At 46.1% G+C, this 15350-nt stretch carries 15 protein-coding genes; 10 read left to right on the forward strand and 5 right to left on the reverse strand.

What is annotated here, in order from left to right; translation table 11 throughout:
* Window positions 1-3: 3 nt before the first annotated feature.
* Both L0U88_RS18115 and creD read left to right on the forward strand, forming a co-directional pair.
* Window positions 4-300, forward strand: a complete 297-nt coding sequence (locus L0U88_RS18115; RefSeq protein WP_234867846.1) for a winged helix-turn-helix domain-containing protein — start codon at window positions 4-6, stop codon at window positions 298-300.
* A 24-nt stretch (window positions 301-324) separates the two neighbouring features.
* The gene (creD, locus tag L0U88_RS18120; RefSeq protein ID WP_234867847.1) at window positions 325-2082 is read left to right on the forward strand and encodes a cell envelope integrity protein CreD; all 1758 of its coding nucleotides are present in this window, start codon (window positions 325-327) and stop codon (window positions 2080-2082) included.
* 67 nt (window positions 2083-2149) lie between these two features.
* On the opposite strand, the gene L0U88_RS18125 is transcribed toward creD, so the two are convergent.
* Window positions 2150-5623, reverse strand: coding sequence for an outer membrane protein assembly factor (locus tag L0U88_RS18125; protein ID WP_234867848.1), 3474 nt, complete (start codon window positions 5621-5623; stop codon window positions 2150-2152).
* A 70-nt stretch (window positions 5624-5693) separates the two neighbouring features.
* Here L0U88_RS18125 and L0U88_RS18130 point away from each other — a divergent pair, with 70 nt between their 5' ends.
* Window positions 5694-6332, forward strand: a complete 639-nt coding sequence (locus L0U88_RS18130) for an MBL fold metallo-hydrolase (RefSeq protein ID WP_234867849.1) — start codon at window positions 5694-5696, stop codon at window positions 6330-6332.
* 89 nt (window positions 6333-6421) lie between these two features.
* On the opposite strand, the gene L0U88_RS18135 is transcribed toward L0U88_RS18130, so the two are convergent.
* On the reverse strand, window positions 6422-7915 hold the full coding sequence (locus tag L0U88_RS18135) for a lipopolysaccharide biosynthesis protein (RefSeq protein ID WP_234867850.1): 1494 nt from the start codon (window positions 7913-7915) through the stop codon (window positions 6422-6424).
* Window positions 7916-8000: 85 nt separating this feature from the next.
* Here L0U88_RS18135 and L0U88_RS18140 point away from each other — a divergent pair, with 85 nt between their 5' ends.
* The gene (locus tag L0U88_RS18140) at window positions 8001-8648 is read left to right on the forward strand and encodes a hypothetical protein (RefSeq protein WP_234867851.1); all 648 of its coding nucleotides are present in this window, start codon (window positions 8001-8003) and stop codon (window positions 8646-8648) included.
* Window positions 8649-9324: 676 nt separating this feature from the next.
* Here the strand turns inward: L0U88_RS18140 and L0U88_RS18145 are convergent.
* Window positions 9325-10305, reverse strand: a complete 981-nt coding sequence (locus tag L0U88_RS18145) for a cytochrome-c peroxidase (RefSeq protein WP_234867852.1) — start codon at window positions 10303-10305, stop codon at window positions 9325-9327.
* Window positions 10302-11075, reverse strand: coding sequence for an MbnP family protein (locus L0U88_RS18150; RefSeq protein WP_234867854.1), 774 nt, complete (start codon window positions 11073-11075; stop codon window positions 10302-10304). Before L0U88_RS18150 ends, L0U88_RS18145 begins: the two co-directional genes overlap by 4 nt.
* 19 nt (window positions 11076-11094) lie before the next feature.
* On the opposite strand from L0U88_RS18150, the gene dtd reads away from it, so the two are divergent.
* The 5 genes from dtd to L0U88_RS18175 all read left to right on the forward strand — a co-directional run bounded on the left by dtd (window position 11095) and on the right by L0U88_RS18175 (window position 14096).
* Window positions 11095-11547, forward strand: a complete 453-nt coding sequence (gene dtd / locus L0U88_RS18155) for a D-aminoacyl-tRNA deacylase (protein ID WP_234867856.1) — start codon at window positions 11095-11097, stop codon at window positions 11545-11547.
* Window positions 11548-11630: 83 nt separating this feature from the next.
* Entirely contained in the window at window positions 11631-11963 is a 333-nt protein-coding gene (locus tag L0U88_RS18160; RefSeq protein ID WP_234867858.1) for a nucleotide pyrophosphohydrolase, read from the forward strand.
* A 50-nt stretch (window positions 11964-12013) separates the two neighbouring features.
* Complete coding sequence (locus L0U88_RS18165) at window positions 12014-13468, forward strand: glycine--tRNA ligase (RefSeq protein WP_234867860.1); 1455 nt, start codon at window positions 12014-12016, stop codon at window positions 13466-13468.
* A 20-nt stretch (window positions 13469-13488) separates the two neighbouring features.
* Window positions 13489-13776 (forward strand): hypothetical protein, encoded by a 288-nt coding sequence (locus L0U88_RS18170; protein ID WP_234867862.1) that lies wholly within the window; start codon window positions 13489-13491, stop codon window positions 13774-13776.
* A 50-nt stretch (window positions 13777-13826) separates the two neighbouring features.
* Complete coding sequence (locus L0U88_RS18175; protein WP_234867864.1) at window positions 13827-14096, forward strand: hypothetical protein; 270 nt, start codon at window positions 13827-13829, stop codon at window positions 14094-14096.
* 2 nt (window positions 14097-14098) lie between these two features.
* Here the strand turns inward: L0U88_RS18175 and L0U88_RS18180 are convergent, their stop codons facing one another.
* Window positions 14099-14848 (reverse strand): ferredoxin--NADP reductase, encoded by a 750-nt coding sequence (locus L0U88_RS18180; RefSeq protein ID WP_234867865.1) that lies wholly within the window; start codon window positions 14846-14848, stop codon window positions 14099-14101.
* 83 nt (window positions 14849-14931) lie between these two features.
* Here L0U88_RS18180 and L0U88_RS18185 point away from each other — a divergent pair, with 83 nt between their 5' ends.
* Window positions 14932-15318: a transmembrane 220 family protein gene (locus L0U88_RS18185; RefSeq protein WP_234867867.1), complete on the forward strand. Its 387-nt coding sequence runs from the start codon at window positions 14932-14934 to the stop codon at window positions 15316-15318.
* The last annotated feature ends 32 nt before the right edge of the window (window positions 15319-15350 follow it).

Below are 15350 nucleotides of genomic sequence, written 5' to 3' on the forward strand. Positions count from 1 at the left end.
GACATGAATCCGATAGATCAGTTAAATAAAATATTCGATAGCCGTATCCGGCTTGGCATCATGAGTTCACTGCTGGTGAATGAGAAGATGAGCTTCAACGAGCTCAAAGAACTCATTGGTGTAACCGACGGCAACCTGGCTTCTCACCTTAAAACCCTGGAAGACAGCGGGTACGTCAAAGTACAGAAAGGTTTTATCGGGCGTAAAACAAATACCTCTTATTCTGTAACAAAAGCAGGCGAAAAAGCCTTCAAACAACACCTGGATGCATTGGAAAAAATGATCCGGTCTATACAGTAATTTTTTTTATCTAAATACTTTGAAATGCAAAGCGCTTTGAATAATAAGTTATCTGCCCTCGCACAGATGGCGATCTATATATGGATCCGGACTGCCCTGATTTTTGCGCTCCTGTTGATGGTGGGTTTTTTATTGCTCCTGCCGGAAGATGATATGAGCTGGCTGCTGGCGTTGGTTCCAGGCTCTTTAGTTGCCAGTATTCCTTCACTGGTAGTAGTGTTTGTCGGAACTGTTATCATCACCCGTACCTTGGATCAATATCTCCGACGCCTGAAATCTTTCCTGCTGCTGCTGGCAGGAATCGTGCTCGTGCATTCCGCAGGAATGGCCCTGCTCATTCTCTTCCTGGGAGGCAGACCAGAGGAATGGCAATTGTGGATGGCACTTACCGCCGCGCTGCTGCTTTCGGTTATACTTGGTAGTTACCTGACACGGAAACGGATTTACCATGTGCTTATACTAAATCAATCATACCAATCAATTATGGAACAACAAACCAACTCTCCGATTTTATTTAAAGGAATCATAACCGGGGTTCTGATCCTGCTTATGATGATTCCCACCCTGTTTATTTCCAGCCTGGTGCAGGAACGTAAAGCCCGCCAGCGCGAAATCGTGGAGGAAGACAGCAAACGATGGGCCGGTGCGCAGGAATTATCCGGCATCTTCCTGGTATTACCCTATGAGCAGCCTTTCAAAGATGAAAAGGGTAAAGAAACGATGATCCGCAAGGAGCTTGTGGTATTGCCGGAGGATCTTACTGTTGGAAGTACTATGGAACCGGTAGTACGTACCCGCAGTATTTACAAAGTGCTGCTGTACCGCACCGATACCAAATTCTCAGGTCATTTTGCCATTCAGTTACCAAAAGAAATCCTGCCGGAACAGGTTATCTGGAAAGATGCCAGCATCAACATGGGTTTATCTGATATCAAGGGTATTGAAGAAAAAGTGGTAGTTAAACTGGGTACACAGGAACTGGAATTATCCCCGGGTTTACCTAATAAGGAATTGGTTAAAACTGGTTTGTCCGCACTGGTTGATTTAACCGGTCTGGATCCTGCCAAACTTTCCTTTTCAACACAACTGAAACTTCGCGGCAGTGAACAATTACATTTTGTTCCCCTTGCAGGTAACAGTACCTACGAAGTAAAATCAACCTGGCCCAGTCCTTCTTTTGATGGTACCAGTCTGCCTGCCAAACATCTCGTTCAGGACAGCGGATTTTCTGCCAGCTGGTCGTTTAGCAAAGCCAATCTGCCCTTCGGCACCATATTACGCGAAGTTGATCTAAACGAAACTGATTTTTCTTTTGGTGTATCCATGATCCAGCCTGCAGATCACTATGCTAAAACAGAACGCAGTGTGAAGTATGCCATCCTCTTTATTGGTCTTACGTTCTCTCTCTTTTTCGTAATCGAACTGATGCAGAAGAAGCCGGTACACCCGGTTCAGTATGTACTGATTGGTATTGCGCTTTCTGTTTTTTATACACTCTTGTTATCGGTTTCGGAGTTCCTGCCTTTTGATTCGGCCTATGGAATTGCAGCAATTGCTACCATTCTGCTGATTACTCTTTATGCGAATGCTCATTTTAAAAGCTGGAAAACGGCATCCCTGTTTGCACTGGTTCTTAGTTGTCTTTATCTCTTTGCCTTCATACTGGTTCGCCTGGAAGATACAGCCCTCCTGGTTGGAAGCATCGGACTCTTCCTGATTCTCGCATTGGTTATGTATGGTACCCGGAAAATCAACTGGTATCCTGCTGTGCCGGTATCCTGAACCCACAAAAAAAAAGAGGCTGCATCAATTACTGATGCAGCCTCTTCGTTTATACCTTACTGTTTGTTTAGAAATCGATGCCCATTGCAAAATGCCAGATCGGTTTTCCTTTGAATACACCATTCATCTCCCAACCGGTATCCAGTCTCAGGAAATAACCCAGCAGCGTTGATCTTGCACCAAATCCATATCCGCCAACAAAGGGACCAACACCACCCGCTTTGATCTTAACCAGCACATTTCCTTCCTGGTAAACTCTCGACGGGCGCTGAATGCCATTGTAGCTGCCATTCCAGGCAGTTCCAAGATCTACAAACTGTACCAACTGGAAATTTCGTAAAAACGCATTGTTGATCGGGCGCTTCAGCAGGGTAGTAAATACAGGGAACCGGAATTCACTGTTTATTACCACAGCATTGTTTCCGTTGGTGATATTCTGGCGGTGACCTCTCATGTTCACAGCCAATGCCTGGAAGGCATAGTCTGGATCCTGCGGTTGTACTTCATTGTTAGCCTTGGGGAATAACCACCCATCCTGGCCGCCCAGGTAGTACACGATTTTTTTATCACCCCAGGAGAAGTCTGCCGCAACACGTCCTGCCCAGATAAAATTCTGGAAGATGGGATAATAATAACGCGCATCCCAACCCAGGTTGAAGGTATTTCTGCCGGCAATGGTTTTATTGGTATTCGCCAGTTGTGTATTATAATCAATATAGGCTTTGTAGCGAAGTCCGTTTAATATGTTCAGGGTTTTCTGAACTGTATTGTCATGTACATATTCGAGGCGCAACAAACCATAGGTCTGTTTGGAATCATCAATGGTCAGGGTCTGCGGAGGATCAGAGATGGCTTTGATTACCACTTTGTCGGAACGAACGCCTGCATTGATACGCAAACTCCGGATCTTATCAAAGGGATAACGTATTCCTAGCTGGTAGAGGTTGGTGAATAACTTGGCCGGACCAAATATGCCTCCACCCAGGTTGGCTGAACCCACATCCGTACGACGATAATACAATGCACTATAATCAAACCGGTGTTTCAGGTAATCCACTCTTGCCAGGTATTCAGAACCTGAATTAAAGAGCGACTGAGACCCGGGTATGAATATATTCGGTTGTCCTACATTGATAGGAAATCCTTGTCCGGCTGTATTTATAAGGGGTGATCTGAACATACCTGTAAACCGCAGATCTTCCATCATATCATACACAGTCACTTTGAACATACCATTGAATCCATTATTGGCACTGTTCGTTACTGGTAATGATCCGGTGAAGGGTTCATAGCGCGTTACCAATACATCGTTGTTAAACAATGAACCTGTTACCTGGTCTACTGAGAATTTCCAGGTATAATCAAATCGTCCGGCTTTTTTCAATACTGTTGGAGCCTCTTCTTCCAGTCTTTTTTGCCTGTTTCGGGCGATGGCAGCAGAATCTACCGGCTCATCATCAAATTCAGATTCAAATTCGATGGTGGGTACTTTTCTGGCAGTATCAACCGGCGCAGTCGGACGAATTTGTGCAGGTATTCCTCTTGCCAGTCTCAATTGGTCTACTGTCCGTTTCCGGAAATCTGTTGGCCTTGGATTGATATTTCTCTTGCGCAGGGTATTCTCATCCACTTTCAGTTTGTACAGGAATTTTAACTCTCCTTCCTGGCGCACTTCACTTACTATATCATTGTCTCCGGCTGACTTGGTTTCCTTCAATCCACTCTGGTAGTTGGTTATCGGAAATACATATGCAGAATCGTTGGTAATCGAGAAGGTATAAATGGTATCAGGCTCTGTTTTGTCATAGAACTTCAGCAGTGAATCCAGATCCCTGTAATCCGGATTTCGAAGGATATCATCACCCACCTGGTAAATGGTATCTACTCCGGCTCTTGTAGTGGAGAAGAAGCCGGCATACCGGTTGTTTATACCGTTTTCATCTGCTGCAAAAGTGAAGTGATTGGTATTGTATTGTGTTGGATACCGCGCATTTCCATATTTCAGGTTACTCAGCTGAGAGATCTGCTTGAACTCGCTTTTGTTGAAATTATCAACCAGGAAAATATTGTAGCGATAATTGGAAGGAAGCACGGTATCAGCTGATGGCGCATTCGCGGATGGCCTGTTGGAAGCATAGAGAATTCCCATTTTATTGGGGAAGCTCACAAAACTTGGATCCAGATCATCGTACACATCATTGGTGACCTGCTCTACTCGTTCCCTGTCGATCTTAAACGTGAAGATATCAGACTGGCCGTTTTTCACAGCACTCAGCAGGAGCGTGTTGTCATCGTTCATGAACTTGATATCCTGTATCTGTTCAAACTGATCCAGTACCAGTTTGTCGCGTTTAATCCTGCTGAATATATCATAGGTGAACATGCGGATCTTGCCTTCCGTACTGTACACTACCAGGAGTTTATTCCCTTTGCCATTCCAGGCTAATAAAGGATAATGCGGGTCCTGTTTTGCTTCGATATTACGAACCCCGTTTTTTAGCAGTACTTTTTTCGTTACATAATCTTCATAGAAGAGTACGCACTGCAATCCTTTTTTGAATTCCACCACTGCATAGGCCTGGCTTCTGGCAACCGGATTCGGAGTGAAATTATAGTAGTCGAGGTTTTTGTTCACCTCTTCCACTACCGACATGGTTCCTTTCGGATTGTTTCTTCTTCCGCGGATATCCTTGTAATATTTATCCTCGTTATAGCTCATGAAATCAGACAGTACCTCTTTGAATTTCTTCTTCGCGATGCGGTTGGAAGCACCATTCAGGTTACGGTACAATCTTGCCAGGTAGAGGAAATACTTGGTATTGTCTTTTTTGTAAATCTCTTCGATATAACGCCAGAATGCATGTCCCGCCAGGTCTGGTTGTTCAAAAGCAAACTGGTAGAAATTCCGGTATCTTCCGGAGAGCATGGCTGATTTCAATTGATCATCCAGCTGCGTGCTCCAGTTCTCTGCAGCATAGGCCACAAAACCATCCGTCATCCATTTGGGTAAATCGAGTAATGCCTGGTTGGCTGCAAACTCACCCAGGTCATCACCAAAAAGAATATTATCCAGCAGAATTTTTGCAATTCCCTGTCTAACCTGGATGCGCAGATTGTTATGATCACTGGTGTAATAAACGATGACTTTATTGTTTACCAGCTTGGTATTTCCCCCATTTATCTGGATGTCTGTAGAGAGCCCGATATTGGTTTGCTGCATATCGTTGTAACTGTTGTACATCACGATATTCGCGCGGCGCTGCAAGCCATATTCCATGAAGGTTTCAACTTCTGACAACTCTTTTTCGGCCAGTTGTGCTACTATTTTAGCGATGGGTTCCCCCTGCTGACTATAATAGGTATTGAAATTTTCTGTCTGATAATATTGCCATTTGAACTTTTTGTATTGCACCCGGTTTTTACCAAATTCGACCGTGTTAACCTGTGCGCTCAGGGGACTGATACCGTTCCATAGGAGAAGGATTAAGAGGGCCAGCCTGGTACTAACGCGCAAATACAAATGATTCTTCGGAAATTGCATACCCAGTGATTGTGGTCTAAAATTATGGTTTTCAGGGGTAACCCGGAAATCCCGACTAAATAATAGAGCTATGTTAACAATCCATTTTTTTGAATTCAGTCCCATTGCGGAAAATACCTATGTGTTATATAATGAATCGGGTGATTGCCTGATAATCGACCCGGGTTGTTACCACCAGGCGGAGGAGCAGCAGCTGAAATCCTTCATTACAACTACGAAACTTACTCCCAAACAGTTGCTTAATACGCATTGTCATCTCGACCATGTTTTTGGCAACCGCTTTGTGCATGAGACCTGGGGACTTCCCCTTTACCTGCACCTGGCGGAAAAAATTGTGCTGGATTATGCTCCTGAAGCCGGTCGGCGCTGGAACCTGCCTTTCAAGTCGTATGAAGGTCCTCTTCACTACTTTAAGGGGGGTGATATCATCCGCCTGGGTGAAGATGAACTGCAGGTTATTGAAGCGCCTGGTCATTCACCCGGACATGTTTGCTTCTATTGTGAAAAGCAGGCCTTCCTGATTGGAGGGGATGTGCTGTTTCGCAGAAGCATCGGGAGAACTGACCTTCCCGGCGGAAACCACCAGCAATTGCTCAACAGCATCAGGCAAAAATTGTTCGTCCTGCCCGATGAAGTCCGGGTTTACCCCGGCCACGGCGAAAGCACTACGATTGGGTTTGAGAAGAGGAGTAATCCGTTTTTGCAGTAGGAAAGTGAAACGTGAGACGTGAGATGTGAGACGCATGGAAGCAGGAGTGTCCTTTGTCTCCTGTCCCCGTTGTCTCCCCTTTTCACGTCTCACGTCTGACGTCTCACTTTCTTCCATTCTTTCTCCTCCACCTTACTCACAAAATAAACAAAGCCTGCCAGCAGCAGCAGGCCGGTGAGCAGGCTGAACCAGAGTGGGGAATAAGCCATTAGAATCAGGCGGTGAAGGCCTACGATCAGGCTTACCAGTACCAGGTAGGAAATGAGTTTCTTTTTCGCATAGGGGACAGGGTAATATTTTTGGCCCCAGTAATAGCTGAGGATCATCATCACCAGGTAACAGGCAAACGTGGCGATGGCGGCACCCAGGTAATGTAATACCGGTATCAGCAGGATATTCAGCAGAATCGTGATGACTGCACCGATCAGTGTGATATATGCCCCATAGAGATTTTTCCCGGTTAGTTTGTACCAGATACTGAGGTTATAATAAATACCCAGGAAGATATTACCCATCGCCAGCAGCGGTACAATATAAATGCCTTCACCCCAGGCGGCCGACTTCAAGGTAATGATCCATTTCAGGAAATCGAGGTTGAGGCCGATAAGCAGAAACATAAAACAGCAGGCCAGCACAAAGAATTTCATCACACGGGCATAACCTTTCTGAGCGCCTTCTTCCTTCGATTGGTTGAAAAAATAAGGCTCCGCTGCCATCCGGAATGCCTGTATGAAAATCGTGATGAGCACTGCCAACCGGTACACGTTGGCAAATATGCCCAGTTCATGTTTGGCCTCCGCCTCAGGCAGATCCACCACATGCTGATAGATCAGGCGGCTCAGTACATCATTCACCATGCCACCCAGGCCAACAATGATCAGCGGATAGCTGTACTGCATTACTTCTTTAAACAAGTCCTTATCGAAGTTCCATTCAAATCCGCGCAGTTCTTTCACTAGCAGGAGGAAGGTTAGTATACTGCCTAACAGATTACCTATTAAATACCAGCCGATTCCTATATCCAGTTGTTGGATCAGGCGGAGGGGACTCTCTGGGTGATTGCTTACATAGCCGGGTAAAAATCCCAGAAAAAGGAATACAATTGAAACATTCAGGAGAATACCGATCAACCGTACAAAAGCATATCTGCGGGGACGGTTTTCCTGTCTTAGCTTGGCAAAGGGCAGCGTGGAGAGGGTATCAAAGAGCAGGATCCCGATCATGTACAGAATGTACTCCGGGTGTGCCTCCAGGTTAGCCCATCTCGCTATGCTTTCCTTATTAAAATAAAGAAGTGCTACAAAAACCAGGCTGGTGGTGAACAGCGCGATGGATATCGTGTTAAACAATTGATGTTTATCCTTGTCCTGGCTGAATTTGAAATAGGCAGTTTCCATTCCATACGTGAATAAAATATTCAGAAATGGAATCATCGCATATACCTGGGTGATATCAGCGGTTACTGCCGGTTGTGCGAAAAGAAAGGGCAGGGCCATATTCATCAGGTAGCCCATGAAACGGGCTACGATGGTGGGTACGCCATACCAAAGTGTTTGTCCGGCTAACTTTTTTATTCCGCTCAAATCTTGCTGGTTGTTTGGACAAAAATAGTCGGAATTCAACAGGCTGCCGGCATTTTGTACATTTGATCAACGAAAAACAGGGTTTATGAAACAGATCAGCTTCTTTGCAGGATTTATTTTACTCTCAACAATTGCAATGGCACAGGCAAAATCCGTTCAGGGAATTGCCGAGTATCAGAAATCAAAACTGCCTGCTGCAGTTATTGAATTGCCATATTCGCCATCTACAATTGAGGCGGCAGTAGATGAGCATTTCAGTAAAAAAGGACATAAGCCGGCCAATGCAAAAGATTATAAAGTGTTCAGGAATGTTCATTTGGGCGGTTCCGATCGTTACGATGCGTATCTCAAAGTGGAGCGCAAGAGTCGCAAGGAAAAAGAAGCTGCTGTGGTTTATATGGTGGTTACCAAACCGAATGAACTGATAACTGCCAAGGCGGGTTCTGATCAGGCGGGAGTAAGCGAAGCGCGCGACTTTCTGGATAAGTTGGTACCCGATGTGGAGGAATACCAATTGAAGCTGGATATCGCTGCACAGGAAGAAGTAATCCGTAAGGTGGAAAAGAAATACAATTCCTTACTGAATGACTCAACTGATCTTTCCAAGAAAAAACTGCAACTGGAAGAAAAGATTACCGAGAACAGTCAATCCCTTCAAAGCCAGCAGGCCGAATTGGAAAAGGAGCGCCAGGCACTGGAGGCGATAAGGCAGAGGAAGAAGGGGGAGAAGTAGTATGGAAGAGGAGACGAAGGAGAAGGGAGACAAAGGAGACAAAGGGAACAGGAGACGGGAAGCATGGAAGATGGAGGAAAGGAAGAAAGGACGAAGGAGGAAAGGAGAGGGGGGGTATCTGAATAGCGGTTCTGGGACGATGTTGGGTTAATGGTGGGTCAAATGAAAGACGTAGGATCACGTAGGATTGCGTAGGATTACATTGGATGAACAAAAAAAATTTGATCTGAAGAGAAGGCTGACCTGGACCTTGTGTTGCCCTGAAACTCCCGCTGCTACAGCAATTGAGGGCTGCTGGTTTCCGATTGGGGAGCCATAAATAATTGGCTCATGAAAACTCCAGATTGGCTCATAATGCTCCGAAATTGCCCCAAAAACTGCCCTGATTGGCTCACAACTACCCATAATTGGCTCACAAACACCCTTAATTGGCTCATAAATCAGCAAAATTGCCTCACCTTTAATTTGATTGCTTTCTTATCCAACACCGCTTCGAGTGCGGCTTCAAGAAATACTTTTTGAGCAAGAGAGTAAAGGCGACGCCTCGCCTATCTATATTTAATTAAGACCCGTGAATTTATTCGTGGGTTTTTTGTTTCTTGTCTCCTTTGTTTCCTGGTCCATGCCGCCTCCTTCGTCTCCTGTCTCCTTTGTCTCCCTTGTCTCCTCTTCCATACTACATCCCACCCAAACGCTCATCCGTCAATGTCTTCAAAAACTCTGTCAGCAACGAACGTTCCACCGAGCTAAGAGGTATCGTCTGATTGTAATGCTGGTATACATCTTCCAGGTTCCAGAAGCGACCATCGTGCATATAGGGGAAAGTGAGTGCTACATTACGCAGGCTCGGTACTTTGAATTTGAGGGAATCGGCCTTACTACCGGTGATGCGCATGCGACCAACATCATTAAAAGCAGGATTCAGTGGTAGTCCGTTGCTCATGAATTCCAGGTTGGTGAACAGAGGTTCCACATGACAGCTATTGCATTTTTTCTCCAGGAAGATTTTGTAACCCGCTTCCTGGTTTACATCAAATTGCGCCTGTCCGCGTTTTACCTGGTCGTATTTGGAATTAGCCGATACCAATATCAGCATGTACTGCGATAAAGCTTTGGTCATATTTGCCGTGGTGATCTCCGGACTCCCAAACACTTTTGCAAATTCTTTCTGATAATCCGCATCCGCATTCAGTTTATTCAACACATTTTCGATCGTCTCAGCCATTTCATTGGGTGCAGTTATCGGCGCAAGTGGCTGAAGATCCAGGTGCGTGATCCCTCCATCATGATGAAAATTACTATGCCAGGCAAGGTTGAAGAGTCCGGGTGCATTGCGCGTAGTAAACTGATCATTGAAACCATGACTCAGATCGTGCTCAAATGTGGCAAATGCTGCAAAGGGCTGGTGACAGCTAACGCAGGGGAAGTTCCCATCTTTAGAGAGTCTTCCGTCAAAGAATAATTTTCTGCCAAGTGCTACTCCTTCTTTCGTAAGCGGGTTGGAACTGAAATCATATACAGGATCGGGCCATCCTGCCGGTTTTGGAAATTCGATGGATTGCAGGTTGCCGCCCGCATCGTTTTTAGTACAGCTGATGCCCCATTGCATCAGAGCAAATAGTAACAGGATCAGGGTGCTGTAATAAATCGATTTCATTCTTCCACACTGCTTTGGGTAACGGTAAACAACCCACTGAAATTACGGGAGATATTCCAGGCAAGTTCCCCGGGTGTCATGGATACGGCATTGCTGGCAATGCTTAGCGGATAAGGACCCGTGAACCATTTTTCCAGCTCCACATCAATGTCAACTACCAGTGTTTGTCCCGCCTTTAATTGGGCAGTCCCTGAAACCGGCAAACTGATTGTTTGCGCGGCATTATACGGGACGCGAAAACCACCGATATGATATTCAACCAGGTTATTTGGGGTAGTAGCATCCGGGCTCCGGCCTTCCAGCTTGGCGAATATATAACCGCTGTTCCAGGTCCAGAACATGCCTTTGAGGGGATCCAGTGCACCACTTTGAACGCCACTTACATTGCGGGCGCTGTCTACTCCCAATAAAAATTGAAAGGATTGATAACTGCCTGCGGGAATACTGGTTTTTATTGTCAGGCTTGCTGGTTGTGCTGCATCCGCCAGGTAATAAGGATCACCACTGCTGTTGATAGTTCCTCCACCAGTTCTTTGGCCGGTTATCTGGCCACTGTAAAACTTAAAAACCCTGGGTTCGAATCTTTCTCCGTTTGGAAGTGTGTAGGTTTTGCTAAAGCTAAGCGGGGTTCCCTGCATCAGGGGGTGAAAACGAAATTCCAGGTTGGCCTGATCTGGGAGTTCATCCTCCCCGGCTTTCTGGCAGGAAGGTAAAATCCACAGGATCCAACAGAGCAGGGTAAGCGCAGAATATCTATTTTCGATCCTCACATAGGAAAGGTACAAATAAATGCGAGTAGTTATACAAAGGGTTCAATCTGCTTCAGTCGAAATTGACCAGCATCAGGTATCGGCAATTGGTCCGGGGTTATTGGTGCTGGTAGGCATTGAAGATGCAGATACCGAGGAAGATATTGCCTGGCTAAGCGCCAAGATTGTTCAGCTGCGGATTTTTAATGACGCAGAGGGAGTGATGAACTGTTCTCTTAAAGAGGTGGGAGGTGAGCTGCTGCTGGTTAGCCAGTTCACCCTGCATGCCAGCACTAAGAAGGGGAATCGGCCCTCTTATATCCGGGCCAGCAAGCCTCCTGTGGCGGTTCCTCTCTATGAAAAACTGATCGCGCGGCTGGAGGCTGAGCTGGACAAACCTATTGGTACCGGGGTTTTCGGCGCCGATATGAAAGTCTCCCTGGTCAACGACGGCCCTGTTACTATCCTTATGGATACCAAACAAAAAGAATAACCACTCTGGCCGGCTGGGGCAGATGCCATTCGCCGCGATGGTGTGAAACCCGCCCCAGTCCGACAAGGGTAAACAATGAAAATATGCAAGACATTACCATCAAACAGGCGCAGCAGCAGGTGGACGAATGGATCCGCACTATAGGTGTCAGGTACTTCAATGAACTCACGAATCTGGGTATTTTGATGGAGGAAGTGGGGGAATTGAGCCGGCTTATGGTTCGGCAATACGGAGAGCAATCTTTCAAGGAATCTGACAAGGGCCGGGAACTCGGGGATGAAATGGCAGATGTGCTCTGGGTGCTGATCTGCCTGGCCAACCAAACCGGCGTAGACCTGAGCTCAGCCTTCGAAAAAAATATGGCTAAGAAAACCCTCCGCGATCAGGAACGCCATCGCTCTAATGAAAAACTATAGCCCTGACTCTGCCTCGGCGGAGTACGGTATTTTACTATATTTGCGCACTTATGGCAAGTGATAACAATAAGTTTCAGGCGATTATTTCCCATTGCAAGGAATACGGGTTCATTTTTCCCTCCAGTGAGATCTATGATGGATTGAGTGCCGTATACGATTATGGCCAGTATGGCAGTGAGCTGAAGAAGAATATCCGCGACGACTGGTGGAAATGGATGACCCAGTTGCATGAAAATATTGTTGGGATCGATGCAGCCATTTTTATGCATCCCACCACCTGGAAAGCCAGTGGTCACGTGGACAATTTCAGTGACCCGATGATTGATAACAAGGACAGCAAGAAACGCTACCGGGTTGACCATCTTATTGAAGCCCACGTTGAAACCCTGTCTGAAGAAGCTGGAAATGCCCTGTTAGCACAGATGGACCAGCTCCTGGCAAAAGAAGATTTCACCGGACTCAAATCCCTCATCGAAGAAAATAAGATTAAATGCAGCATCAGCGGTACCTGCAACTGGACCGACGTGCGCCAGTTCAACCTGATGTTTGCTACTGAATTTGGTGCGGTAAGTGGTGAAAATGATGATAATATGGTATACCTGCGGCCCGAAACTGCCCAGGGTATCTTTGTAAACTTCCTGAATGTGCAGAAAACCGGCCGGATGAAAATCCCCTTTGGGATTGCCCAGGTCGGTAAAGCCTTTAGAAATGAAATTGTTGCCCGGCAGTTCATCTTCCGGATGCGGGAGTTTGAGCAAATGGAAATGCAGTTTTTCATCCGCCCTGGCACACAAAAAGAATGGTACGAATACTGGAAAGCGGAACGCATGAAATGGCACCTGGGCCTGGGTATCCCGGCCGACCGCTACCGGTTCCACGACCATGTTAAACTGGCCCACTACGCAGATGCGGCCTGTGATATCGAGTACAATTTCCCCATTGGTTTTAAAGAGGTAGAGGGTATTCATAGTCGGACTGATTTTGATCTTCGTAATCATCAGGAGTACAGTAAGAAAAAAATGCAGTATTTTGACAATGATTTAGACGCGAATGGAAAACCATATGGAAACTATATTCCGTATGTAATTGAAACCTCCATCGGGCTCGACCGCACGGTGATGATGGTTCTCAGCGAAGCCTATGAAGAACAGGATCTTAGCACACCCGATAAACAGGATAGCCGGGTCGTATTAAAGTTCCCTCCCAAATTAAGTCCAATAAAATTGGCCATTCTGCCTTTAGTTAAGAAAGATGGCCTGCCTGAGATCGCCCGCCAGCTGATGGATGATTGCAAGGGTTCCTTCCGGTGTTTCTACGAGGAGAAGGATACCATTGGTAAACGTTATCGCCGGCAGGACGCCATCGGTACACCATTTTGTGTTACCATCGACCACCAGACCAAGGAAGATGGCACAGTGACCGTTCGGTATCGGGACAGTATGACGCAGGAAAGAATACCTATGAGTGCCGTAAAAGGGATGGTTGAAAAAGCCATCGCGTCGTAACAATTTTATTGACTTACACTATGATGCAAATTACTGTACACTTTGGAGTGATTGCTCTTGGATTAGGAGCTGCCGTATGCGTTGGCCTGTTTTTCAGAATGGGCCAGGTAGGATCCCTGCGGAAACAAATCATGGAACTGGAGCGGGAAAAGATGCAGGATCATGCAGAAATCCTTCAGCTTCAGAAACAACTCGCTGATTTACAGCACTCAAGATCCAGTCAACAAACCCCTACGCCCGTAGTCCCCTTAATAGAGAAAGATCTGGGAGCAGGCGATTTATCGAAAAACAAGCGGGCTTCACAATAGGCAGGCAATAAGGCAGAAAGAGGGGGCGTTATAGATTCAAACCAATATCTATGATGCCATCAAGTATCAATATGGCTGTCCTGTTGGGCACTATTGCGGTATTCGCACTCGGTGCTTTGCTTGGTTTTGTGTGTCGGAACAGACAACTGCAAAAATCCCAAAGAAGAATCCTGGAACTGGAAACGGAAATGGTGAACAACCATGCAGAAATTCTGCGTTTACACAAACTGACCGCAGAACAGGAAGATCCGGAGCTCGAAAAAGTTCCTGTGATCAGCCTGCACAAAGCCAAAAATGCCATCGTAAGAAAGCATTCCTGAGCTTATCCGTATAATTCCTGGTGAATATCTTTTTTCTCAAATCCCAACGCGAGAATGCGCTGCTTGGCTTCATCTATCATATTCTTCCAGCCACAGAGATAAAAATGGGCCGGATAATTACCTTCCGGTTTTTCCAGCTTTTTTTCCTTGCAAATCTCCTCGTACACCTGGTGTACATAACCGGTCCTCACCAAATGACCCTCTGCCTCTTCCCTTGAGAAGGTTGGTATGTAATGAAAGGAGGGAACTGCTGCTTCCAATTGCTTTAATTCAGGACCATACAGGCAATCCCCAAATTTTCGGCAACCAAATATCAGGTAGATATGCTGATGCGGTACATTGTTTTCCAGGATAAAATGAGTCATGGACCGAAAAGGCGCTACTCCCGTTCCCGTACAAACGAAAAACAAATCCCGCTCAATTGATTCAGGCAATACAAATACGCCTGCCGGTCCGCGAAAGGTTAATTCTGACCCTACTTCCACTCTGTTGAACAGGTATTCTGTTCCCAATCCACCTTCCAGTAACACGATCACCAGCTCAAATACATTAGTACCATCCGGCCAGGAGGCGATGGAATAACTGCGCCACCTTTTATTCTTCTGCTCATGTATAGGTAAATCCAGGGTTACAAACTGTCCGGGCTTGAAATCAAACCGCTCCAGCTCCTGTACCTGGATCCAGAAACGTTTGGTACTGGAGGTTTCATTTTCTATGCGGATGACCTTTCCGGTTTGCCAGGGGGGGAGCATAGGCAGCAATTTGTAGTAAGTTAAGAAAAAGGGGGGAATGGAAGAAGGAGGAAGGGAAGAGGGATTTTTCCGATCTTCCAAGTATGAAATGGGTAAACTATATTTTTATTGTGCTCTTCCTGCTGAGTGCAGCGCTGCAATACAATGATCCGGATCCTTATCTCTGGATTCCGATTTATTGTTGGGGTGCCTGGCTTTGCTGGCTGGCACTCAAACAAAAATTTCCGCCGGTACTATATCTCTTATCAGCCCTGTTTTACATCGGCTATGCTGCCTGGCTTTTTATTGCTCCGGATGGAGTTATCAGCTGGGCCAACGAACATCATGCCGAAAGCCTGGTTCAATCCATGAAAGCCACCAAACCCTGGATTGAACAATCCCGTGAATTTGGTGGCCTCCTTATATTGCTGCTCTCGCTATTATTGAATTGGTTTTTTGCCCGAAGGGACTCCCGAGTTATTGAAGTTTAATCTTCCTTTCCTCCTTCCTCCATTCTCCCTCC

Origin of the sequence: Flavihumibacter fluminis (assembly GCF_021491375.1) — a bacterium.
Classification (GTDB): Bacteria; Bacteroidota; Bacteroidia; order Chitinophagales; family Chitinophagaceae; genus Flavihumibacter; species Flavihumibacter fluminis.

What these genes read in the sequence shown, in the direction of transcription:
- L0U88_RS18140 (WP_234867851.1), top strand. Translation starts at nt 8,001, where the DNA reads ATGAAACAGATCAGCTTCTTTGCAGGATTTATTTTACTCTCAACAATT.
- L0U88_RS18145 (WP_234867852.1), bottom strand. Translation starts at nt 10,305, where the DNA reads ATGAAATCGATTTATTACAGCACCCTGATCCTGTTACTATTTGCTCTG.
- L0U88_RS18180 (WP_234867865.1), bottom strand. Translation starts at nt 14,848, where the DNA reads ATGCTCCCCCCCTGGCAAACCGGAAAGGTCATCCGCATAGAAAATGAA.
- L0U88_RS18125 (WP_234867848.1), bottom strand. Translation starts at nt 5,623, where the DNA reads ATGCAATTTCCGAAGAATCATTTGTATTTGCGCGTTAGTACCAGGCTG.
- dtd (WP_234867856.1), top strand. Translation starts at nt 11,095, where the DNA reads ATGCGAGTAGTTATACAAAGGGTTCAATCTGCTTCAGTCGAAATTGAC.
- L0U88_RS18130 (WP_234867849.1), top strand. Translation starts at nt 5,694, where the DNA reads ATGTTAACAATCCATTTTTTTGAATTCAGTCCCATTGCGGAAAATACC.
- L0U88_RS18175 (WP_234867864.1), top strand. Translation starts at nt 13,827, where the DNA reads ATGATGCCATCAAGTATCAATATGGCTGTCCTGTTGGGCACTATTGCG.
- creD (WP_234867847.1), top strand. Translation starts at nt 325, where the DNA reads ATGCAAAGCGCTTTGAATAATAAGTTATCTGCCCTCGCACAGATGGCG.
- L0U88_RS18185 (WP_234867867.1), top strand. Translation starts at nt 14,932, where the DNA reads ATGAAATGGGTAAACTATATTTTTATTGTGCTCTTCCTGCTGAGTGCA.
- L0U88_RS18165 (WP_234867860.1), top strand. Translation starts at nt 12,014, where the DNA reads ATGGCAAGTGATAACAATAAGTTTCAGGCGATTATTTCCCATTGCAAG.
- L0U88_RS18160 (WP_234867858.1), top strand. Translation starts at nt 11,631, where the DNA reads ATGCAAGACATTACCATCAAACAGGCGCAGCAGCAGGTGGACGAATGG.
- L0U88_RS18170 (WP_234867862.1), top strand. Translation starts at nt 13,489, where the DNA reads ATGATGCAAATTACTGTACACTTTGGAGTGATTGCTCTTGGATTAGGA.
- L0U88_RS18115 (WP_234867846.1), top strand. Translation starts at nt 4, where the DNA reads ATGAATCCGATAGATCAGTTAAATAAAATATTCGATAGCCGTATCCGG.